Annotated in this window: 19 protein-coding genes and 3 pseudogenes; 11 read left to right on the top strand and 11 right to left on the bottom strand. The window is 70.3% G+C overall.

Going from position 1 to position 21,554, the window contains the following annotated elements:
- The first annotated feature begins 10 nt into the window (after positions 1–10).
- On the top strand, positions 11–703 hold the full coding sequence (locus tag OG899_RS00110) for a nuclease-related domain-containing protein (RefSeq protein WP_229814423.1): 693 nt from the start codon (positions 11–13) through the stop codon (positions 701–703).
- Positions 704–1,612: 909 nt separating this feature from the next.
- On the opposite strand, the gene OG899_RS00105 is transcribed toward OG899_RS00110, so the two are convergent.
- Positions 1,613–2,548, bottom strand: a complete 936-nt coding sequence (locus OG899_RS00105) for an alpha/beta hydrolase (RefSeq protein ID WP_168131622.1) — start codon at positions 2,546–2,548, stop codon at positions 1,613–1,615.
- A 346-nt stretch (positions 2,549–2,894) separates the two neighbouring features.
- Positions 2,895–4,181, bottom strand: coding sequence for a CdaR family transcriptional regulator (locus OG899_RS00100; RefSeq protein ID WP_125499374.1), 1,287 nt, complete (start codon positions 4,179–4,181; stop codon positions 2,895–2,897).
- Positions 4,182–4,447: 266 nt separating this feature from the next.
- Between OG899_RS00100 and OG899_RS00095 the strand changes: the two genes are divergently transcribed.
- From OG899_RS00095 to OG899_RS00075, 5 genes are read left to right on the top strand one after another with little or no spacing between them, the layout of a single operon-like run.
- Positions 4,448–5,059, top strand: coding sequence for a DUF3556 domain-containing protein (locus OG899_RS00095; protein ID WP_406310854.1), 612 nt, complete (start codon positions 4,448–4,450; stop codon positions 5,057–5,059).
- On the top strand, positions 4,969–6,300 hold the full coding sequence (locus OG899_RS00090) for a DUF3556 domain-containing protein (protein WP_406310853.1): 1,332 nt from the start codon (positions 4,969–4,971) through the stop codon (positions 6,298–6,300). Before OG899_RS00095 ends, OG899_RS00090 begins: the two co-directional genes overlap by 91 nt.
- A gap of 39 nt (positions 6,301–6,339) precedes the next feature.
- Positions 6,340–6,840, top strand: coding sequence for an AMP-binding protein (locus OG899_RS00085; protein WP_268249198.1), 501 nt, complete (start codon positions 6,340–6,342; stop codon positions 6,838–6,840).
- On the top strand, positions 6,837–7,646 hold the full coding sequence (locus tag OG899_RS00080) for a class I adenylate-forming enzyme family protein (protein WP_406310852.1): 810 nt from the start codon (positions 6,837–6,839) through the stop codon (positions 7,644–7,646). Before OG899_RS00085 ends, OG899_RS00080 begins: the two co-directional genes overlap by 4 nt.
- Positions 7,643–9,067, top strand: coding sequence for an NAD(P)/FAD-dependent oxidoreductase (locus tag OG899_RS00075; RefSeq protein ID WP_125499376.1), 1,425 nt, complete (start codon positions 7,643–7,645; stop codon positions 9,065–9,067). The genes OG899_RS00080 and OG899_RS00075 overlap by 4 nt, the downstream gene beginning before the upstream one ends.
- 402 nt (positions 9,068–9,469) lie before the next feature.
- Here the strand turns inward: OG899_RS00075 and OG899_RS00070 are convergent.
- From OG899_RS00070 to OG899_RS00045, 6 genes and pseudogenes are all read right to left on the bottom strand, one after another.
- Positions 9,470–9,610: pseudogene (locus OG899_RS00070) on the bottom strand (ATP-binding cassette domain-containing protein); the annotation flags it as partial.
- Complete coding sequence (locus OG899_RS00065; RefSeq protein ID WP_189428082.1) at positions 9,601–10,212, bottom strand: ATP-binding cassette domain-containing protein; 612 nt, start codon at positions 10,210–10,212, stop codon at positions 9,601–9,603. The pseudogene OG899_RS00070 and the gene OG899_RS00065, both read right to left, overlap by 10 nt.
- Positions 10,209–11,717: a hypothetical protein gene (locus OG899_RS00060; protein WP_168131618.1), complete on the bottom strand. Its 1,509-nt coding sequence runs from the start codon at positions 11,715–11,717 to the stop codon at positions 10,209–10,211. Before OG899_RS00060 ends, OG899_RS00065 begins: the two co-directional genes overlap by 4 nt.
- A 1-nt stretch (position 11,718) precedes the next feature.
- The gene (locus OG899_RS00055) at positions 11,719–12,105 is read right to left on the bottom strand and encodes a hypothetical protein (protein WP_125499378.1); all 387 of its coding nucleotides are present in this window, start codon (positions 12,103–12,105) and stop codon (positions 11,719–11,721) included.
- Between the two features lie 464 nt (positions 12,106–12,569).
- Complete coding sequence (locus OG899_RS00050; RefSeq protein ID WP_251505399.1) at positions 12,570–13,265, bottom strand: hypothetical protein; 696 nt, start codon at positions 13,263–13,265, stop codon at positions 12,570–12,572.
- Between the two features lie 2 nt (positions 13,266–13,267).
- Positions 13,268–13,525, bottom strand: a complete 258-nt coding sequence (locus tag OG899_RS00045) for a hypothetical protein (RefSeq protein ID WP_308427060.1) — start codon at positions 13,523–13,525, stop codon at positions 13,268–13,270.
- Between the two features lie 252 nt (positions 13,526–13,777).
- Between OG899_RS00045 and OG899_RS00040 the strand changes: the two genes are divergently transcribed.
- Positions 13,778–14,377: a helix-turn-helix domain-containing protein gene (locus tag OG899_RS00040; RefSeq protein ID WP_168131617.1), complete on the top strand. Its 600-nt coding sequence runs from the start codon at positions 13,778–13,780 to the stop codon at positions 14,375–14,377.
- The gene (locus OG899_RS00035; RefSeq protein ID WP_168131616.1) at positions 14,325–15,707 is read left to right on the top strand and encodes an MFS transporter; all 1,383 of its coding nucleotides are present in this window, start codon (positions 14,325–14,327) and stop codon (positions 15,705–15,707) included. The genes OG899_RS00040 and OG899_RS00035 overlap by 53 nt, the downstream gene beginning before the upstream one ends.
- 325 nt (positions 15,708–16,032) lie before the next feature.
- Here the strand turns inward: OG899_RS00035 and OG899_RS00030 are convergent, their stop codons facing one another.
- Entirely contained in the window at positions 16,033–16,194 is a 162-nt protein-coding gene (locus tag OG899_RS00030; RefSeq protein WP_168131615.1) for a hypothetical protein, read from the bottom strand.
- 142 nt (positions 16,195–16,336) lie between these two features.
- Here OG899_RS00030 and OG899_RS00025 point away from each other — a divergent pair, with 142 nt between their 5' ends.
- Positions 16,337–16,690 carry a hypothetical protein gene (locus OG899_RS00025; RefSeq protein WP_168131614.1) on the top strand — a complete coding sequence of 118 codons (354 nt, stop codon included), beginning with the start codon at positions 16,337–16,339 and terminating at the stop codon, positions 16,688–16,690.
- Between the two features lie 644 nt (positions 16,691–17,334).
- Here the strand turns inward: OG899_RS00025 and OG899_RS00020 are convergent.
- Positions 17,335–17,917, bottom strand: a pseudogene (locus OG899_RS00020) (leucine zipper domain-containing protein); the annotation flags it as partial.
- Between the two features lie 344 nt (positions 17,918–18,261).
- On the opposite strand from OG899_RS00020, the pseudogene OG899_RS00015 reads away from it, so the two are divergent.
- Together OG899_RS00015 and OG899_RS00010 are read left to right on the top strand one after the other, a co-directional pair.
- Positions 18,262–19,084, top strand: a pseudogene (locus OG899_RS00015) (HNH endonuclease family protein).
- Positions 19,085–19,619: 535 nt separating this feature from the next.
- A complete protein-coding gene (locus OG899_RS00010) occupies positions 19,620–19,826 on the top strand; it encodes a hypothetical protein (RefSeq protein WP_406310851.1) in 207 nt (68 codons plus the stop codon).
- Positions 19,827–20,080: 254 nt separating this feature from the next.
- Here the strand turns inward: OG899_RS00010 and OG899_RS00005 are convergent.
- Positions 20,081–21,554 (bottom strand): Helicase associated domain protein (locus tag OG899_RS00005; RefSeq protein WP_406310850.1); only part of this gene is annotated, 1,474 nt, incomplete at its 5' end.

Raw genomic sequence — 21,554 nt, 5'->3', positions numbered from 1 at the left:
CGCAAGACGGATGGCAGACGTTGCGCGGGCCGCCGAGCGGGCGGCGCAGCATCGGCGGGCCAAGGTGGTGCTGCCGCTCCTCACGGCGGCCGCCGCGGTGGCCGGCTGGGCTGTGGCCGCTGTGGGGTCCTGGCAGCTCGGCTTGGTCGCCGGGCTCGTCGTAGCCGGGCTGGGCGTGTGGCGGTTGTACCGGCGGGCCCGCAACAGCTGGGCGGTGGGCGCCGCCGGCGAGGCTCGGACGGCGCGGCTTCTGGCCCCGCTCGTCCGCCGGGGCCACGCCGTGATACTTCACGACCGGGCCGTTCCGGGGAGCCGCGCGAACCTGGACCATCTGGTCTTCACGGCCGCCGGCGCGTTCTACATCGACACGAAGAACTGGACGTCGAAAAGGTCCCGGCTGACGGTGCGGGGCGGCACCCTGTGGTACGGCCGGTATGCCCAGTCCCGGGCCCTGCAGACGGTGGTGTGGGAGGCCGGTCAGGCGGCCCGTGCGCTGGGCGTCCCGGTCCGGCCGGTCGTCGCCGTGCACGGGGCGAAGGTCCCGGCGCCGCACGGCCGGCTCGAACTGCAGGGCGTGACCGTGGTGGAGGCGAAGCGGCTGCGCGGCCTGCTGCAAAGCCTTCCACCCCGACCTGGGTGGGACACGGCGCGGATGGCCGCGGTACGGCAGCTGGCGGAACGGACACTGCCCCCGGCTTCCTGACGACGGACGGCAGGGAGGGCCCGGCTGCCTGCGGTCCGCCCCGGTCATTCCGAACGAAGCTGCCTGTGTCAGCCGCACGCGCGGGCGGGACGGAGGGCTGCCGGTACTGGTGCAGCATCAGGCACCGTTCGCCCCGCCGGCACGGGAGCGTTGCTGCCGGGTGGCGATCTCCTGCCGGCGCATGGGGCGATGCATGAACCAGCAGGTGAACCTGGTGACACTGGGCGTCGAGGACGAGGAGCAGGGCAGCATGATCTGCCGCTGCATCATCCGGCGGAACAGCACGCCGCCGACGAACGGCTGCGCAAGGCGGCCAACAGGGCGAACGGTGCCTGACGCGGCTCCAGCGGGCACGCGGGCCCTGGGCCTCCTGCAGGACTGCGCAGCGGCGGCGTGCGTATCAGCACGAGGGGGCCGCATCCGAAACCGCTCGGTACGACACCGGCGCCACCCGGTCCACGGCACGACCACACTGGTGTCCGGCCTCGCTCAACAGCTTCGGGCCGCCGGCCTCCACCATGCCGACCAGCCGTGCACGGGCCCGCCCCGGCCGGAACACCGTTCTGCTCCCGCTGCCTGCGGACCTGCCCGCGTCGGTGCTGAGCGACACCCTGGGCATCAGCATCAGTGCAGCCCTGCGGTGGTCCCGCGAAGCGGCCCGCGACTGGACCAGCCACTCAGCGGCTCGTTCCACGCGAGAGCGGCGCTGAGCGCCGCTGCACGGGACGGCGCACGGCTCGGTTCTGACCAGACCGGATCCGTGCAGCGCTTTCATGCGGCCGGAGCGTCCGCGAGACGGCTCACCCCAGCCGTCGCGGGTCGTCGTGGGAAGCGTTCGCGACCGAAGAGCGGCAGAGGCGATTCGTCCTTGTGGGCAGACCGGGTGACGAGAGCGGTCAGGGACCGGGTTCACGCGTCCTTCACAGGGGGGACGTGGCGGTGCAGGAACTCGATCTGGTCCGTGACAACGGTGCTGAACAAGGGTTCGATGTAGGGGTCGAAGTGGCCGCCTTCGTAGACGCGGACGGTGGAGTGCCGCATCTTGCCCGCTGCCCGTTCGGCGACGCGCATGGGAGTGATCGCGTCCTGCGCGACGATCTGGACCAGGGCCGGGCACGTGATGTTCCCGGCCCAGCGCCGGGGCGAGTAGAAGCCGATCTTCAACGCGATGCGGGCCGCCACGGTGCGGGGGTAGGTGTCCTCCTGCAGCCCCGACTCACGGAAGAGAGCGTGCATGCCCGGATAGGCGTCCGGCGAGGTCATCATGCCGGTGCGGCCGGGAAGGCCGACGCTGGGCACATACACGGGTGCACGGCCGAGCCTGGAGGCGATCGCGTCCCGGATCCCCGGCAGGCCGACCCGGAGAGCGGCCCGCAGGCCCGTCGACCTCACCGCCGCCGGGCCGCTGACGTGCGGGACCTGAGCGATGACGGCGGCGAGAGGCTCTCCCTGGCCGGCGATGGTGATGACGTGACCGCCCGAGAACGAGGTGCCCCACGCCACGACCCGGGTGCGGTCGATCCCTTCGAGCGACCTGGCGTAGCGGAGGGCGGCGCGCCAGTCCTCGTGCTGCATCGCGATGTCCAGGACCTGGCGCGGCTCACCCTCGCTCTCCCCGAAGGAGCGGTAGTCGAAGACCACGACGGCGTATCCGGCGGCGGCGAAGCGCTCGGCGTAGGCGTAGAGCCGCAGCGCACGCACCGCACCGAAGCCGTGTGCCATCACGATGACGGGCGACGGCTGATCCGTGGCGGCGGGCCGGTAGACGCGCGCGGCGCACCTGGTGCCGCCGGAGTCGAACCACTCCTCCGACGTCGTGAACGTGCCGTCGTGCGTCTCGGCCATGGTGCACTCCTCATCTCGCTGTGTGTCCTCACCACTGTCCAGGATGATGGAGGACGTTCGGGCGGTGGGCGCCGGCGCATGCCGCGCGTGCGCGGCATTTCGGCGGCCGCCGCGCCACCGCGGCGTCAGGGACGTGGCGACGATCGCCCCGGAAGAGCCGGAAGCCCTGCGAAGCCCGCCCGTGTGCTGGTGATCCCGCGGTGGGGACGGCGTGATCTCCATCGGGGCGAGGCGCCCAGACTCGCTCGTGCGGACGAAGAAGTCGTCGGCCGGGCAGAACAAAATGAGCGGCTCGTGCCGTCGTCGTGGACCAACCCTTTTGGCCTGTACGGGGATTCGGCCGAGATCACGCAGATCGGGAGAGCACGGCAGGTCCGAGCCAGCGGCATGCGGCCAGCGCGAGCTCGAGATCCAGCCGGTCCTCCTCGATCGGCCGCCCCCGCAACCGCACTGCTTTGTCCACCCGGTACTTGACCGTGTTCTTGTGCAGATGGACCTTCGCCGCGGTCGCGACGAAGCTCTGGTTCTGCTGAAGGAAGACGGTAAGGGTCTCCCGCAGCCGTGCGACACCTTCGTCGTCCTGTGCCAGCCCTCCGAGCATCGATGTGACCAGGTCACGGGCGAGGTCGAGGTCGCCCGCGAGAGCGGCGGCCGCCCTGACCCCGGGCGCGGTGAACGACGTGATCCGCTGGGCCCGCTCGGCCCCGAGGACCGCGACCCGGTGAGCCCGCAAGGCCTGGCGGTGTGTCGCACGGAAACCCGCGAGTCCTGTCCCGACCGCGCCGACCGCGGCCTTCACCTCACCACCCGCCTCACCAAGGATGCGGGCCAAACCGTCGAGGTCGACAGGTGCCCCTGCCCGCAGCGGTATCCAGCCCCAGCCGAGCGAGCGGTCCTGCGGGACGAAAAGCGGCGAGGAGTCCGCACCGACCTCCTGGGCCACGGCACCGGTCAGCTGCCCGAGCAACTCCAGCGGGTCCGTCGACGTCATGCGTTCGTCCGACCACAGGACGAGTCCGAGGTGCTCCCGGCGGAGCCGGTAGCCGAGGACCTGCTCCGCCGCGGCCACGTCCACCTCCTCCCCGGCGAGCAGCGCGCTCAGCGTGGCCGTGCGGATCGTGTTCCGATGCGCCAGCCACCGCTCCCGCTCGGTCTCGTATTCCGCGACGACCTGCTCGGAAACCCGGTCGATGTAGGCGAAAGCGGCGTCCTGGAGCATCTGCAGCGCCGCGAAGGAGACCCTGCCGTCCGGCTCGACGCCGGCCAGCTCACCGGCCACCCACTCAAGGGCGCGCCGGTGGCCGAGGCGGTAGGCGCGCAGCAGGGCGTTCGAGGAGATCTCGCGCTGCGCAAGGCGTCGCGCGTACTCGACGGCCGGCCATGGTGCCTCCACCGTGTCGACCGGGACCCCGTACCGCACGATGTGGAAGAACGTCTTCACGTTGCTCTCCACACTCGCGTGGAGGAGGCCGAGCATCAGCTGGTCTCCGCGAAGCTCCGGGATCGACTCGGCGAGCTCGGCCTGGAGCAGGCGCGCCACCTCGTCGAGCTGCGCGCTCGAGGCCGCGGCGATGTCGGCGACACGGGCGGCCGCACGACGGGCGATCTCCTTGCGGTCCACCCGGGGACCCATGGCTGACCCTTCCTCCTGTCTCGGTTCCCGGGCACAGGTGTGTGATGAGCCCTTGGACCGTCGCACCGCAACGGTAGCCGGAAGCGGGAAGCGAAGACCGATCCGCACCCGCTTTTTCGGTTCGCGCGCACAGTGTCCCAGGTCTTCCCACCCTCCTGAAGTCCGTGCGTCCAGATCGCGTGACGCGGCCCTCGGAAGCAGGCGGCGTGCCCCTTACGGGCGGTCACCGATGCGTGCCGTCCGGGCCACCACCGACAGGAGCACCCTTGGGATTCGTCAAACCGTCTCCGCAGCCGGTCGAGCCGACGGTCTTCTTGAAGCTTCCCCTGCGCGAACGCGTGCGCATCCTCAGCACCCACTGGGCCGACGACGGCTTCGGCACACCGCGGGCGCTGCACATCATGTACATCGTCAAGATGCTCGGCCTCTGCTTCGGCGTCGGCATCCGGATCGCGTCGGCGACGTCCGGGACCGAGTTCACCGACATCGGCAGCTGGTACCACGACATCGTCGTGCACCACAAGCTCGCCGTGTGGCTGATGCTGCTGGAGGTGACCGGACTCGGTGGTGCCTTCGGGCCCTTGTGCGGCCACTTCCGCCCGATGATCGGCAACATCCGGTACTGGATCCGTCCCGGCACGGTCCGCATGGCGCCCTGGGGCAGCCGCGTGCCGTTCACCGGCGGCGACGAGCGCACCTGGTTCGACGTGGCGCTCTTCGCCGGCGTGCTCGCCGCCCTCGTCTACCCGCCGCCCTCGTCTACCCGCTGGCCGCGCAGGCCGAGCCTGTGCCGGGCGAGTTCCTCCCGGCGGGCACCGGCCCGCAGGAGCTCGTCCCACCGCACTGCTTCCTCCCGGTCCTCGTCCTCATGCCCCTGATGGGCTTGCGGGACAAGGTCATCTTCCTGGCCGGCCGGTCCGAGCAGTACCTGCCGGTCATGCTGTTCTCCGCGCTGATGGGGAGCATCGGCGGCGCCGCGGACTTCGTCGACCTCGTCGTGGTGTTCAAGATCGTGACGTGCGTCGTGTGGACAGGTGCCGGTGTGTCCAAGATCGGTGCCCACTTCGAGCACGTCGTGCCGCCGACGGTCTCCAACAGCCCGGCCATGCCCGGACGAGTCAAGCGTCTGCACTACCGGGACGTCCCGAACGACCTGCGCCCCTCCCGTGTCGCCTGGTCCATGGCTCACATCGGCGGCACCGCCGTCGAGATCATCATCCCGATCACCCTGCTGCTCACGACGAACGCGACCGTGGCACTGATCGGCGCGCTGTGCATGCTGGCCTTCCACCTCTTCATCGCCTCGACATTCCCGATCGCCGTCCCCCTGGAGTGGAACGTCTTCTTCGGGTTCACCGCGATCGTCCTGTGGGTCGGGTTCGATCCCGGCACATACACCATCGTCAACTTCTCACAGCCGGTCCTGCTCGTCCCGGTCCTGGCGCTGCTGGCGTTCGGGCCGGTCCTGGGCAACCTGCGCCCCGACCTCGTCTCCTTCCTGCCCTCCATGCGCCAGTACGCCGGGAACTGGGCCTCGTCCGTGTGGGCGATGAAGCCCGGCGTGGAGGAGCGGCTCAACGAGCTGCCCGGGGTGGAGAACCAGATCGACCAGCTGCAGCGCATGATCCCGACTCCGTACGAACGTGACGACGCCGAGATGACGTTGCAGAAGGCACTCGCCTGGCGCTCGATGCACAGCCAGGGGCGCGGCCTGTTCTCCCTCCTGTATGCACACCTCGCCGACATCGAGACACGCACCGTCCGCGAGGGGGAGTTCGTGTGCAACACCATCCTCGGTTTCAACGTCGGCGACGGCCACATGCATGACGCCCGCCTCGTCGCAGCCGTGCAGAAACGCCTCAGCCTCCAGCCCGGCGACCTGGTCGTGGTCTGGGCCGAGTCCCAGCCCGTCCACCGGCGCACCCAGCGGTATGAGGTGATCGACGCCGCCCTGGGCGTGGTCGAGCGGGGCACCTGGAAGGTCGCCGACTGCGTAGCGGAGCAGCCGTGGCTGCCCAACGGTCCCGTCCCGCTGAACGTCACCTGGACCGCCACCGGCTACCACCGTCGGCAGACCCTGGGAGCGGACCCGAACCGATGCGACGCAACCTCCGACTGACCCCTCCCCGCCGCCCCCTGTCCTCCCGGAGGCCATCACATGCACGTCGCCTCTCTCCCCTCCGAACGCGCCGGCACCAGGCCCGACAAACCGTGCCTCTCCGACGAGACGGTCGGCACGCTCACCAACCAGGCATGCGCGGCACGCCTCGAAACAGCGTCCCGTGCGTTGGCGACCCACGAAGCGGCTCGCGGCACGGTGGCCGCGGTCCGACTGCCCAACCGCGTGAACACCGTGGTCACGCTGTTCACCGCCTGGCGCCCCGGCGCCGCCGTTACACCGGTGAACCCCGCCCCGGCCCACGGTGAGACCGAATACCAGATCACCGACTCCACAGCACGCGTGCCGGTCACCCACGACGGCCTGTCGCCGGAGGGCGTCACAACGCTCGCGCCCGAGCACCTCGCAGCGCCCTGTGCGGGAGCCGACGCGGACCCGGCCGAACCGGACCTCGACGACCTGGCCCCGCTCGTTGGCACAAGCGGCACCACCGCACCTCCCAAGGGCGTGAACTCACCGACGCCGGCCTTGACGCGATGACGGGAACCATGGTCGAGGCACTGTCGCTCGGCGAGCGCGACCACAGCCTGCTGATCCTGCCGCTGTTCCACGTGAACGGCATCGTGGTCAGCATCCTGCCGCCCCTGCGAGCGGGCGGACAGGCAACCATCGCCGGACGCTTCGACCCCCACACCTTCTTCGCGACCCTCGAAACAGTGCGTCCCGCCTACTTACCCGGCATCCCGGCGATCTGCGCGATGCTCGCGAACCTGCCCGCAGAGGTCGAGCCGGACACCGGCTCACTGCGCTTCGTCGCCTGCGCAGCGGCCCCGACACCGGCCGCACTCATCCGCCGGGCCGAGGAACGCTTCGGCGTGGTGCTCATCGCCGGCCACGGGCTCTCCGAGGGCACCTGCGCTTCGACGAGCAACCCGCTCGACGGTGTCCGCAAGCCCGGCACGGTCGGCGTGGCCCTCCTCGGCCAGACGGTCGCCGTCATGGCCCCCGACGACACCCTCGTGCCGACGGGCGAGCGCGGCGAGATCGAACACACCATCCACGCGCACCCCGCCGTCCTCGAGGCCGCGGTGGTCGGCCGTCCCCACCCGGTCATGGGCGAGGAGCCCGTCGCGTTCGTTGCCCTGAGGGAAGGCGCGTTGCCCGACGAGGACGAACTCGTCGCGTTCCTGACGCAGCGGATCGCGAAGGACGAACTGCCGACCTCGGTGACCTTCGTCGACGAGGTGCCGAACAATCCCCCCGGCAAGTTCGACAAGGCGCCACTGCGCGCCGCCGTCGCTGCGACACACACAGCAGCCGCAGGCCCGGACGAGGAGACACCGTGACGACCGCAGTCGTCGTCGGCAGCGGCCCCAACGGACTCGCGGCCGCGCTCGTGCTGGCCGACGCCGGGATCCGGGTGCGCGTCATCGAGGCCGCCGACACCCTGGGAGGCGGCACCCGCTCGGCGGAACTGACCCTTCCGGGACTCGTGCACGACGTGTGCGCGGCGATCCACCCAATGGCGGTCGCCACACGGTTCTCCCAGGCCTTCGACCTCGCCGAACACGGCCTGCAGTGGGCGGAACCGCCGGTGCAGTACTCCCACCCGCTCGACCATGGACGCGGCGCCGCCGCCTACCGCTCCGCCGAGAAGACCGGCCGCCACCTCGGAGGACGCGACGGCCGCACCTGGACCCGCGTGTTCGGCTCGCTGACCGACCGCTTCGACACGATCGCCGACGAGTTCCTGCGACCGGTGCTCCACATCCCGCGGCATCCGTTCCACCTCGGCCGGTTCGGCCTGTACGCCGGGCTGCCCGCCTCACTCCTGGCCCGACGCTGGCACCAGGACGAGGCCCGCGCTCTGCTCGCCGGGCTCGCCGCACACGCCTTCCGCCCGCTCGACGCCCTCGCCTCCTCCGCCATCGGCGTGGCGCTCGGCACCGCCGCGCACCGGTACGGCTGGTGTGCCGCCGTCGGCGGCTCGGCCGCCATCTCCACGGCGATGATCGCTGCTGCGAAACAGCGGGGCGTGCTGTTCGAGACCGGACGCACCGTCACCAGCCTCGACGACCTCGGATCCGTCGACCTGGTCATGCTCGACACCGCCCCTGCCGCCGCGGCCGACATCACCGGCGACCGACTTCCGCGACACGTCGCACGCGCCTACCGCGCCTACCGCCACGGCCCGGGCGCCTTCAAAGTCGACTTCGCCGTCGAGGGCGGTGTGCCCTGGACACACGAACCGAGCCGGCACGCCGGCACGGTGCACGTCGGCGGGACGTTCGAGGAGATCGCGTCAGCCGAGGCCGCCGTTGCCCGCGGCCGCATGCCGGACCGGCCGTTCGTCCTGGCAGCACAGCAGTACGTCGCCGACCCGTCGCGATCCGCCGATGGTGTGCACCCGTTCTGCACCTACGCCCACGTACCGGCCGGCTGCACCGGGGACGCGACAGAGGCGATCACCGCCCAGATCGAGCGCTTCGCACCCGGCTTCCGCGACCGCATCCGCGGCACTGCCGTGTGCAGCACCACCGAGATGTCCCGCAAGAACCCCAACTACGTCGGCGGCGACATCGTGTCGGGCTCCAACGACCCACTGCAACTCCTGTTCCGCCCCCGCATCACGCTGCACCCCTACGCCACCGGAGCCGACGGGGTCTTCATCTGCTCGGCTGCCACGCCCCCCAAAGCCGGCGCACACGGCATGTCGGGATACTGGGCAGCACGAGCTGCCCTCCGCAAGGTCGAAACCGCAACGTAACCCCCCGCGCCAGGCCGCTGGGTGACACTGAACCCGTCAACGACAGACACAGCCACCAGGCGGCCGAGCCACGTCACGGTGCCGGCCGTTGCCGCCCTTCGCGGCGCGCAACCCTGGCCAAGAACGAACTGCCCGCAGACGTAGGACTACCGCAGCCCCGGAGCGGGCCGGGCGGCGGCGACCGAGATGAGCCCGACCAGCCCCAGCACCTCGTCGGCACGGGCAAGCGGCAGACCGGCCCCTCTCACGAGCACTCCCGCGAGCATCCGCAGATGACCGACGGCCCTTCGAGCCGGGTGGAACGAGCGTGCGTCGAGCATCACCCCGACACGGCGCGCCCCGGGCCAGAGCACGGCGGAAAACGCCGCCGAAGCGCATTCCGCCCTCGCCGAGCCCGAGCATCAGACGCATCGTGGCCGACTTCCCGGCGCCGTTGGGACCGAAAAAACCGGTCACCTTCCCTGGATCCACGCAGAACGACAGGTCCTCGACGACCGTCTCGCCGAGTCTCCTCGTCAGACGGCGGACCTCGATCAGTGCCATGACTGTCCAGGAACCGGGGTTCCGCTCAGGACGTACTCGTCCGTCACGGCCAAAGCGGCGGGCGCCGTATGGCTGATGAGGACGACGAGACGGTCAGTGCTCCACAGCGAGAGCTCCTCGGCGATCTTCTCCTCGCCCTCCTGGTCGATGCCGTTGAACGGCTCGTCCAGGACGGCGAGGCCGAAGGCACCGAGTGTGCAGACGACGTACCAGAGCTTGCGGGTGTTGCCGGTGGACAACGTCCTGGCCGCGTGGTCCAGCCAGGGCCCCAGCCCCAGCCCCACCGCGCGGTCCAGGCCGCCCTCGGGACCCACGCCGCGGCACCGCGAGGCGAACACCAGGTGGTCCCGGACCGTCATGTCGGGGTAAAGCGCAGGCTGGGTACGGCAGATCCGGCGTCCGGCCCGGGCCGCCGGGCTGCTCGCGTCCATGCCGCCGACCCGTACGCTGCCCTGCCAGGGCAACAGGTACCCCGAGCACAGCTCCACGAAGGTGGACTTGCCCGTGCCGTTGCCGCCCCGCAGATGCACCAGCCCCGGCGCACTGAAGGAGAGGGACAGCCCCGTGAACACGGGAGCGCCCTCGACATAGCCCGCTGTCACCTCGCGGATCTCGAGGGCAGGGTTCTGATCCGACGACCGATGCACGTGATCGCTCCTGTGAAAAGACAGACGCTGTAGAACGCGGCCAGCAGCCGCAGGAACAGCAAGTGCGCGGTGCTGCCCGCAAGAGCCGGCAGGGCCAGCCCGATGGAGACGCAGGCCACGAACACGCCCGGCGCGCTGGTGCCGTCCACCAGCCGCTTGGGCACCGAGGCCAGGGATTCCGCGATCAGTGAGGCGGACATGACCCCCAGCCCCAGGAACGGCAGGTGCCACGGCACCGTGCCGTTCAGCAGGCCCGCAACCGCCGCCACGCCCGCGGCCAGGACTACCGCGTGGGCATTGCAGTAGAGCGCGGCGCTCACCGCGATGTGACGATGGGACAGCAGGTTCTCCCAGGCGAAACGGAACTGAGGGCCGAGCGCGGTCGGGCCGCTGGTGGCCAGCACCAGCTCCACGGAGCCCAGCAGCAGCACGAAGCCGAGGGCGACCGCGGTCCGCGTCACCGGCCGTTCCGCCCCGCCCGGCAGGGGCAGCACCTCACTGCCGGACACGCGCACTCCCGCCAAGAGCAGCACGGCCATGAGCAGGACCGCGTAGGTCCGCTTGATCATGACAGCGGTGCGGCTGGACACGAAGTGCCGGTGCAGGACCGCAAGCAGCGGCAGCCGCCCCGGCCGGAAGACCATGGCAGGCAGGGCGGCAGACCGCACGGAGGGCCGGATGGCGAACGCGTCGCGGTCCAGGCGGCGGACGTCGCGGGCGAAGCAGCGCAGGGCCGCGACTGTCAGACCCGCACAGGCCACCGTCACCGCGAGGGCCAGCGGCCCCACCACACCCGTACCGCAGCTCACGCCCACACCCGACGCGCCTGCGTCCGGCAGCATTCCCGCTGCCAGCCCCGTGACGAACACCACCAGACCCAGCGCCGCGAACACACCCGGACCCACGGTCACGGCAGTACCGGCACGCACGGCGAGCCGGGCCGACACGGCCAGCGTGACCGCGCACAGCGCGAGCGGCACGCAGATCAGCCCGAGCGTGACGGAACCGGCCAGCACATCCCGGAAGACGAACAGAAAGGCCGCGTCCACGGTGAGCAGGGCGGAATGGAAGGACAGGATCCGGGCGGCGCAGTACACCAGGAAGACATCACGAGCCCTGATGTCCAAGGCCCGGTAGAAACCCTCGTTCGGACTGCCACTGACCGTGTGCCGTCGCCGCGAGAACGCCTCGCGCAGCAGATACACCCCGCCCCCGTACAGATTGAGGACGAGGAAACCGCCGGCCAGGACGGCGCCCGGCAGCTCGGTCGTCCGGCGCAGCAGATGCGCCCCGAGGAGAGCCACGGTCAGCAGCACCGGGACCATGGCGGCACTGCCCGCCAAACACAGCAACCGGAAGACCGGCAGGGGCACGTTCCAGCCCAGCGCGTTCAACCGTTCATAGAGCAGGAAGTCGGCGGTGGCGCGCAGCCCGGACGCGGATGTGCGAGATCGCGGCATCTCAGAAGCGATTCCTCGGCCGGTTCTCCGACGCCTCCGCCCGCAGCACGGTCACCCGTACGCAGACCAGGAAGGACACACCTACGGACAGCCCCAGAAGGATCTTCAACGACAGGTCACCCCCCGAGGCACCAAGGGCTGCCGCATGGCAGGCGGCAGCCGCCCCGAACGCCACCAGGGCGGCCCGGTGCGAGGTCTTGCACAGCACCAACACCGTGAACGACGGTACGACGGCGCCGAGCACGGCGAGAACCGGCAGCAGCCACGCGGGCGTACCCGTGGCCTGGGTGCCCTCGGCGAGCAGGAGGACGGCGGACACCGCACCGGCCAAGGACACGACGGCCGCAGCGGCCCGTTCCACTGCCGACTGGGAGCTGATGGGAGGCATGACTCTCTTCCACTCGGCCCCGCCGTCAGACCGCGAAGGAGACCCCCGCCAGCCCGACGGCGAAAGCACGACCAAGGACGATCTTGCGCCGACTCCAGTACTTGCGGAAGAGGAGCAGCGCGATCACGGCAACCAGCAAGACGTACAAGTACTACCAACCAGCCGTCTTGCGGGACGAGACACCGAACGCGGAACACACCAGGTGCACGGGAAAAGCGCACAGCAGGGCATGCCCGTCGAGACCCGCGCCCGGTTCGGATTCACCGCAGCCCCGGCACCACCGACGACCCCCGGCCGCGCCGACCGACCGTCAGCCAGCCCGGCCCCGATGCCGCCCGCCTCATCCACGCCCGCCTCTTCCACGCCCGCCAGGACAGCGCCGGCGACCAGGAGCCGCGCCGAAGACCCCGGCCAGGCGTAATCCCGCGACAGCGGCCGCCCCGCCCACAGGCTGGAGGTGAAGATCACCGACAAGACGGAATCGCACTCCCGGGTGTCGACCCCCTCACCCACAACCTGCACCGAATGAGGGAGCTCTTCTCCACGATCGTGCCATCCGCAGCGGCCCCGGACGCGAACTGCCCCAGAACCCGCCGCCGGTGGCCCGGCCTGTGCTCCCCGCACAGCCACCCGGCCCAAATCCTGCACGGATACAGAGCCGGACCATCCGCATACAGCCGCTCGGCGACACGGGGCAGGCCGACGGCGAAGGTCTCAGCCTCCTCGACCACGTGATGGAGGACCAACGCCCTGCGGAAGCCTTCCTCGGCCGACGCCTTCAGCAACGCGCTCTGGAGGGCAGCCAGCCGAGCCCCGCGGACCTCAGCCGAGCGCCCCTCGGCGCCCAGAAGCTGCGCCGCCTGAAGCTGCCTGTCGGCGATGTCCAAGCACACCACCTGGTACGGGGCGCGGATCCCCCGGTCGATCGCCTCCGAAAGCGTCAGCGTGTAACAGCGGGCGCCGAACGGCCCCTCCGCATCGTCCTCCATCGACGCCACCGGCTCACCCGACGCACCCTGGCCGGCAACCTCGTCCACCTGCCACACACGCGGCGTAGCCGTCATGGAGAGACGCCGCAGCCCAGGAATACGGGTGTTGTCGTGCACGACCGCCCACGGCTTGCCGATCCGACCCGACGTACGATGCGCCTCGTCCACCACGATCAGATCCCAGCCCGGCAGCCCGGCCCGGTGCGCCCGCTCCAGGGTGCCGAGCCCGAGGAGGCGTACGTGGCGAACACGGTGACCTTCTCGAACGGCCGCACCCAGTCGACCAGCTCGCCCACGGCCGTGGTGTCGGGGAAAGCCGCTTCCGCACCGCGCAGGGACGACACCCCCACCACCGGCCCGGTACGGCCCGCCGCGCGCCACGCGGCCTCGGTCTGGGCGAGCAGATCCAGCGACGGCACGAGCACCAGCACCCGGCCCGCACGAACGCCTCTCCGCACTGCGGGCCGCTACCCGGGTCTTCCCCGACCCGTCGTCATGACCACCTGAGTCCGCAGCCCCCGCTCGGGCACCAGCGCTCTTGCGGGCAACTCCAGCGCACGAACAACCGCGTCAACGGCCTCACGCTGCGCGGCCTCCCGCTGATCCGTACGCACAGTCTGTCCTTCTGGTGCATGATTCAAGAAATCTTGAAATACAGTCCGGGAGGCTCTACCGTGGCGCCGGTGACCGACCAGAAGCCTCATCAAGCCTCGCCGCTGGACACGTTGAAGTCCTTCACGCATCCCCTGCGGCTGCGGCTGTTCTACGCGCTCGGGCTGTATGGGTCGGCCACCGCCACCACCCTTGCCAAGGAAGTCGGCACGACTGCGCAGCTGGCGTACTACCACCTCACGCGCCTGGCGGAACTAGGGGCGGTGGTGGAAGATCACGACCACCCCACGAAGGGCCGCGAACGGTACTGGCGCCATGCCTCCCGTGGCTTCTCCTTCAACACCGACGACGTCGCGGAACTACCCCAAGGTGTTGAGCAGATGGAACTTCTGCACCGTGCGCAGGCGACGGTGCACTTCGAGTACTTCTCCAAGTTCCTGCAGGGTTACAGCGGGCCACCTCAGTTTCGCGCGGCAGCCTTCGGCACCGATGACGTGCTGCAGCTGACTTATCAACAGATGCTCGACCTCGAGGCAGAGATCAACGCTGTCCTCAAGCGTTTTCGTGACCTCACCGCAGCTAACCCGGCCCTCGCCCAAGGACAGCAGGAGGATGACGATGAGCCGACCGCGAAGGTTATGGCATTCGTCCACGGCTTCCCGATCGGTTGAGCCGACCGCTGGTCTTTCTCGCAACCGTCAGATCCTCTGGCTCACAGCGGAAGGCCTATCGATCGCCGGAGACCACGTCTTCTACCTCGCCCTGGGCTGGATTGCGGTGAGCCGCTACGGCCCAAGCGGCCTCGGCTGGATTCTTGCTGCCGGAGCCCTGCCCCGTGGCATCCTGATGCTGATCGGAGGCGCCTTCGCGGACCGGGTCGGCCCCCTCCGCCTAACCATCCTCAGCGATATCAGCCGAGCTGCCACCCTTGCCACACTCTGCGCGCTGATCTGGGCTAATGGGCCATCTTTCCCACTGCTGATCGTCTTGGCTGTGATCTTCGGGTTGGCCGATGCCATCTACTACCCGGCCAGCGGTTCCCTGCCCTCCCTCTTCGTGCCGTCCGACCAGGTCGTGAGAATCCAGAACGTCCGGAACCTGCTCAACCGACTCGCTCTAGTAACCGGCGCCCCATTGGGCGGCGTACTTGTCGCCTGGGCCGGCCCAACGCTGCCGTTCCTCCTCGACGCAGCCACCTTTCTACTTTGCGCCATCGCCCTACTCGCTTGCCGCAGCCACGCCCTTCGCGTCGCCCCCTCGGTTGACAAGCACGTTGAATCCCGCGGCAGCGGAGTACTCGCTGACCTGCGTAGCGGCTTGTCCTATGTGCGCCGCCGCCCAGCCCTAGTGATGCCACTCGTAGCGGCCGGCCTGTTCGAGTTCGCGACCGGCGGTGTCATCAACGTGGGGCTGCCCTCCATCGCCTCCGCCCGTACCTGGGGTTCGTCTGGCCTGGGCATGCTGGAAGCGGGCCTCGGCGCCGGAGCATGCACCGTCGCTCTCACCTTGTCTCTCGTACCAGGGCTTGCCGAGCCTAAGAGGATTTACATCGCCGCGGGGGTGACTATCGCCAGTGCCCTACTAACCCTTGCTGGTGCCACCGGACTTGCTCTCGCCATTGCCGCGACGGCTGTCCTCGGCTGCGGCGCCGGGGCCATAGCCGGAGCTGTGCTCCCCCAGCTCCAGAACAACACTCCAGCCAGCCACATCGGCCGCGTCATGAGCATGTTCTACTTTCTCACTGCCGGACTCGCCCCTATCTCCCTCGCGGCCATGGCAGCCCTCATCGATACCACCACAATCGTCACCGGTCTAACCGCCGCCGCTGTCACAGCCGCCTGTGCCGCCGCCACCGGATACCTCGGCACTCGCGCCGCGAACCCCACCACTGACGCTGTGCCGGAGGGGGCAACGGCAGTACAACCCGCACACGAGCAACGCCTCGCGGCCAGCGACACACCTAAGTGCGTGTTTCTCATCTGTGAGCTCGTCAGCCGGTGATCGTTGAGGTTAGGGTTACGTCCTGTTACGAGAGCTTGGGGACGGATGGGTCGGAGACGTTCACTGCGCGTGCCGGCATGTGCGGCACTGGCCGGAGCTGTCGTCGCGGCGACGGGATGCACGAGCGATGCGCAGGACTCGGCGGGCGGTGACATGGCTCCCTCGGCACGGACGTACTTGTCGAAGGCGCTGAGCGTCATGGAAGAGCACTCTTTGCTCCGTCACCGGATCGACTGGGACAACCTTCGAAGCAAGGCGTTCTCGCGCACCGCCCGCCTGCTCGACGCCCGGAGGCATGTACGTAACCGTGCACCTCGTCGGCTGATCAGCCGACGGACTCCAGCGTGCGAGGCTCCGGCGCTCCGGCACCGGGCGCTTCCTTGCCGGACGGGCGGCCCGGTCGTCGGCGGCCCCACAGCGCACGGGCGAGGAGGCACAGGGCGACCATCCCGGCGTGGGCGAAGACGCCCCAACCCACGAACAGCACGAAGACGTTCGTGCCGCCGCGCGCGGAGCTGTAGGCGGCGCCCCCAGCCCGTGCCGATCAACCAGTGGCTGGACGCTTGGTGCGACTGGGGAAGGGCCAGGATCAAAGCACGAGTGATCCCTTCACCAACTGGAGACGCAGCATGAAGTTGAGCACCGCTGGCGACCCCGTCATGACGCAGGAGGACACCAAGGTCGAGGTCGGTCTCGACCTCAAGGCGGGCACGCTCGTTCTCATCCAGGATGGCAAGGGCTTAACGCCCCACCACGCTGTGGTGCAGTTCGCCGCGCCCGACGGACGGCCCTGGATGGCACAGCAGGTCACGTTCACGGGCGCAGGGCCGGACGGGACCTCCGGTTCGCTGGTTGTGGATCTCCTCAACGATGCCTGCGACGGGCCCAGGGACGGCATCCCCGATGCGATCTGGCGGGTGGTCACTTTCGCCGCGACGTCCGCTGGCGACGTCGGCATCACGTACGCGCCTCCCGCACCTTGACTCCTGATGCCCGTCAAGGAAGAGGCCCGGTTCGACACCGCGGGACGGTGGCTCTCTCCCGTCTCTCAGGCCTCCGCGCGCAGGCGAACCTGCTGCGGCCACACCGCTATCACGGGCGTAGCCCACCGACGAACTCGAAGCTCAGGCACACGCCGGCGTACCGGTGAGCGCCACGCTCGGGACCCCTCGTGTGACTCCGTGCCCACCGCGGTGCCCAGGACGACCGGCGGCCGCACCGATCGGCGGCCGTCTGCCTGACCGGTCACGGCGCCGACACCGGCGGCCCGCAGGTCGTCACGGATCAGCACCGCCTGCGGCATCTCCCGCTCCGCCTGGGGCGGCGGAGGAGACGGCGGAGGAGATTCGAGACGCTGGTAGCGAGGCAGCTGGTAGCGCGCGTCAATCTGCGTAGGTCCATTCGCGTATGCCGAAGCTGTGCGCGTGGAGCGGTCGTGCGCCCGCCCCCGTATACGGGTCCGCGCGACCAGTTCCCAGAGACCCTCCTGGCGGGCCATCTCTCGTGCCGGATCTGTCGCTGGACCAGCTCCATGCCGGCGGCCGCTCCCTCGCCCGCCCGCTGATCGGGCATCTGAGAAGGCTGTACGGGAGCCGCACAGCCCTGGGACCGGTCCGGCTGCGCTGACCGACGTGTTCGCCGCGCGGGCGGTGAGGATCTCGCTGTAGGCCAGGCGGGAGTGGTCGTCGACGGCGGTGTGGATGTACTGGTAGCCGACGCCGGTCCTGGTCTTGCGGCCGGCCTGGCGGCCCAGCACTCTGTGGCCGCCGCCGTCGGGGATGTTCCCGAGCTTCTTGATGTCCACGTGGACCAGCTCGCCGGGCCGTTCACGCTCGTAGCGGCGTATGACACGGCCGGTCGCCCTGTCCAGATGTCTCAGGCGGGCCAGGCCGAAGCGCGTCAGGACCCGGTGCACGGTCGAGGGGGCCAGGTCGAGCAGGTGGGCGATGCGGGCCGGGCCCCACCGGCGCAGGACGCGGACCTTGATGATCCGGCGTTCGGTGCGGGTCGGGGTGCGGCGCGGGCTGTGATGCGGTCGGGACGAGCGGTCCCGGCCTCGCCCAGCTCGCGGTAGCGGCCCACCGCTGGGCGGTGGTGGGTGAGACCTGGAAGCGTTCGGCGGCCCGTCGCAAGGGCCAGCCGTCCTCGACCACGCAGCGGGCCAGGCGCAGGCGTCCGGTCTCGGTCAGGGGTGCATTACGGCGGGGCACGAGGGCCTTTCTGGTCGCCGGTACAGATGTCGCAATCCACACCAGGCCACAAGGCCCTCACCCATTTCAAGATCCCTCAGCCGAGACCTGCATCACCCGTCCACAACCCCCGGGACAGAACAACCAGGGCCTCGGCACAGAACCGAGGGCAGGACACCGTCGCACGAGCTCAAGGCGGCGTAAGCGCACGGTGAAGAAGACGGCACCGCAGCGCCCTCGTTCCATGGCACGACCACCGCTGGTCTCCCTCGTTCGGCTGGACATGCCGCCGGCCCCGGGCGCACCGCCAGCACGTGCCGTTACGAAGATCCCGAATCTGCTGGATCTTCGAAGGGACCCGCTGTATGCGTCTGGCCCGCACCGCGGCTGCCGCGGCAGCCGCAGTCGCCGCCTTGTTCCTGCCCGCCGTCGCTCAGCCGGCCGCGGCAGCCCCCGTAACCGCCCGCACAGCCTCGGTCGCCGTGCCGGGCGGGACGCTCACGCTGCCGGTCCGTGACGCGCTTGCGCGGCTGTCGATCGCTCAGAGGACCGGACGGGCTACAGCCGTGATGCGTTCCGGCACTGGGTCGATGCCGACCACGACGGCTGCCACACCCGCGCCGAAGTCCTCCAAGAAGAAGCCGTGGTGGCGCCGGTTCAGGGCGCGCGGTGCGCGCTGAGCGGGGGCCGCTGCGTCCACGCAACACCTTCCCCCGTGACCACCCTCTGCGTACTCGCCACCGCACCCCTCCGTCACCGCTGTCAACGGCATCTTGCCGCTGCACCGGACAACGCATCGCTCACAGACAGGACACGGTCAGCAACACGCCTGTCACCGACATCAGCGGCACCACAGACCGAGTGCGGATAACACCTGGTGCCGCTGGCGGAGGCGTGGGACTCCGGCGCCTCCTCCTGGTCGGCCGCCGAGCGGGAAGCCTACGCCAACGACCTCGGCGACCCCGCGCGCTGATCGCTGTGTCCGCGTCCTCGAACCGGTCGAAGGCGGACCAGGACCCGACCACGTGGCTGCCGCCGGCCGCCGGCTACCGCTGCCCGTACGTCACCGACTGGGTGGCGGACAAACGGCGCTGGCGCCTGAGCATCGACCCCAGCGAGGAAGCCGCCCTGCCGGAGAACCTCAGCCGCTGCCCGAACACCCCGGTCACCGTCACCCTCGCCCGGTAACAACCAGCCGGCTCAAGGGATGCCCCGGCAGCCGCGAGCGGGCGCTCCACCAGCCCGGGCACCGATCCATCCCCGGCCGGAGACGCCCCGAGCCGGTACCACCGGCTGCGCCGCACACAACAGGGGGGGGTCCTCCAGCCCGGCGTCCGCGCCGCCCGGCCGGCCCCAGCGATGCGCGCGCCCTGCAACCCGCGGCCGTTGAGTGACTTCCTTCATTCTGCGGGTGCGTCCCGCCTGGGGAGCGTGGGTGGTGCCAGCGGTCATTCGAGGCGCCGGCCAACAGGCCGGTTCGCGGACGGCTTGGGCGCCGTGGTGCGCAAGGCCGTCTGGTGCCGAAGAGTGCCCCGGCGCGGATGCGCTTCCTGGTCAGGCAGCTTACGGGCCCCCGGGCTGCCGCCGAACTGAGCTGTGTGCGCGTGCCCCGCCTCACAACGCCACCCCCCGGACGCTGGCGGTCCCAGCTCGCTGGAAAGCGCTCCGACGACGGATGGGGTGTGGGGGTGTCAGGGCGTCTCGGCGGTCCCGGAAAGTCACCGTGCACCGCCACGGCCAGGACCAGATCCTCGGCACCGCCTACAGCGACCACGTCCTGGTCGTGTTCCTTGAAGACGCCGACGTCGCCGACCCGGAGGCCGTCCTGGACGACCCGCGGTGGGCCCTGCACGACCCGCAACCGGGCGAGCCTCGCCCTGCGGGCCCGGCCGGTCGCTTCGCTGTAAGACGTAGGTGCCGTCGTACGTGAAAGGGCTGGCGGGAGCACCGCTGCTGGTGACGGAGAAGGTCAACGTCTGGCGGCGATGAGACGCCAAGCCGAGCTGTAGCCGCCTGCCCTTCGACATGCCGCCGGCCCCGGGCCTGGACTGCCTCGGTTCGGGCCCGCCCGTGTTCCCGCCGGGTGCGGGGGGTTGGACCGCGTGTTGTGTTCAACGCCGTTCGGCGCTCACCGGTTACGGACCGCCGGGACCATGCTGCTCCTGTCCTGGCTTTCCCTGGCGGTCAGGCCCAGTCGATGCCGAGCTTGTGCAGTGCGTCGCGCTGCTGCGGGGTGAGTTTGGCGCGCCGGGTTTTGGTGTTGGAGATCCACACGCCGAGTTTCACGGCCACGGTTTCGCCGTGGATGGTGATCTGTTCGATGTGTCCTCGTGGTACGGGCCGGCCGGGGCCTTCCCGTTCGATCCACTGCGTGAGGGCTGCCAGGCCGCGTTGGAAGGCCTGCTGTGCCTTGCTCGGGCCTTTGGCCGAGCGCGTGGCCGGGGGTGCGCCGGACGGCGCCTCGGCGGGCTGGATGCCCAGGGCGCGCAGCCGTTGCTGCTGCTCGGGCATGAGCCGGGCCCAGGTATCCGGCCGGCACTGTTGCTCGAGCCATCGGCTGATGTCGTCGCCGTCGATGAGGGTGCCGGGCAGGATGCCGCCCGGCACGCCCGGCACGCCCGGCACGCCCGGCTCACCCAGCTGGCACGGCCCGCCGGGCCCGTCCGGCCTGCCCGGCTGGCTGAGCCCGTCCGGCTTGTCCGGCTCGCCTGGCCGGCCGGGCCCGTCCGGCCTGCCGGGCTGTCGGGTGGTGAGCTGGGCCAGGTGGCGGTAGTGGCGTTGCCAGTGAAGGGGCCAGGGGCAGTCCCAGTCGGGGTCGATCGCGGCCAGCTGCGCGGCCCGCCGCGCCGCCCGCTCAGGATCTTTGCCGAGCCCGTTCTTCGCACCCTTGCGCCGCAGGTTGGCCATGTACTGCCCGACCGGCACCAGGGCCCCGTCAGCAGGGTCGGCCCAGACAGCGTCCTGCCGGGGAGCGAGGTGCCCGGTGGCCCGCCGGTAGGACCTGAGTACGGCGAGTCTGCGTTCCCAGGCCTCCTCACCCGGCTCCCACACCATCCCCGCCTCGTCCAGCAGCTCCCGCCGATGCGCATCGAGCTCGCCGGCCCGCAGCGCCTTGCGCTGCTGGTGCACCCACCGCCCCAGCGGAAACACCGACACCCCTGCCTTTACCTCGGTGTCGTACGGCACGGCACACAGCCCGCTGACGCCGTTCTCCCTCCTCCACTGCAGGAGGGCTTGGTAGCCGGCCAGCCAGGCCAGGGATTCCGGCCGGTACACCCGCGTGCGCAGGAACGCCGCGATCGTCGCCGGATCCCGCGGACTGGAGAAACGCAGCAGCACGGACCCCGCCCCGCCACCGTGCTCCTCGCCAGCTTCGCCGTCATGCTCCTGGCCCTCACCGCCGACGCCGATAATCCGGCCCTCGGCATCACGCCGCACGTGCACCTTCCGCGTGCCGCGGGTCAGTCCCCGGGAGGCGAGCTGTTCGACCAGGCGTTCATCGTGCGCGCGCAATCCCTGGAGCACGGCCACGAGCGGCCGGTAGGAGGCGGAGGCGATCATGCCAGCCGGGTCCTCACCCGGCTCGAGGAACACCGGCACGATGATCCGCGCGACCTTCGCACTCCCATTCGGACTGGGCCGCAGTGCGCGGCCGATG

Source organism: Streptomyces thermoviolaceus (genome assembly GCF_045209695.1).
Classification (GTDB): domain Bacteria; phylum Actinomycetota; class Actinomycetes; order Streptomycetales; family Streptomycetaceae; genus Streptomyces; species Streptomyces thermoviolaceus.
Note: the sequence above shows the minus strand (reverse complement) of the source record. Positions and strands in the feature narration are given on the sequence as shown.

Bases quoted from the DNA above. Each gene is read 5' to 3' on its own strand.
- OG899_RS00110 (WP_229814423.1), top strand. From the start codon at position 11: ATGGCAGACGTTGCGCGGGCCGCCGAGCGGGCGGCGCAGCATCGGCGG.
- OG899_RS00035 (WP_168131616.1), top strand. From the start codon at position 14,325: ATGAGCCGACCGCGAAGGTTATGGCATTCGTCCACGGCTTCCCGATCG.
- OG899_RS00100 (WP_125499374.1), bottom strand. From the start codon at position 4,181: ATGGGTCCCCGGGTGGACCGCAAGGAGATCGCCCGTCGTGCGGCCGCC.
- OG899_RS00060 (WP_168131618.1), bottom strand. From the start codon at position 11,717: ATGCCGCGATCTCGCACATCCGCGTCCGGGCTGCGCGCCACCGCCGAC.
- OG899_RS00105 (WP_168131622.1), bottom strand. From the start codon at position 2,548: ATGGCCGAGACGCACGACGGCACGTTCACGACGTCGGAGGAGTGGTTC.
- OG899_RS00085 (WP_268249198.1), top strand. From the start codon at position 6,340: ATGCACGTCGCCTCTCTCCCCTCCGAACGCGCCGGCACCAGGCCCGAC.
- OG899_RS00025 (WP_168131614.1), top strand. From the start codon at position 16,337: ATGAAGTTGAGCACCGCTGGCGACCCCGTCATGACGCAGGAGGACACC.
- OG899_RS00080 (WP_406310852.1), top strand. From the start codon at position 6,837: ATGACGGGAACCATGGTCGAGGCACTGTCGCTCGGCGAGCGCGACCAC.
- OG899_RS00055 (WP_125499378.1), bottom strand. From the start codon at position 12,105: ATGCCTCCCATCAGCTCCCAGTCGGCAGTGGAACGGGCCGCTGCGGCC.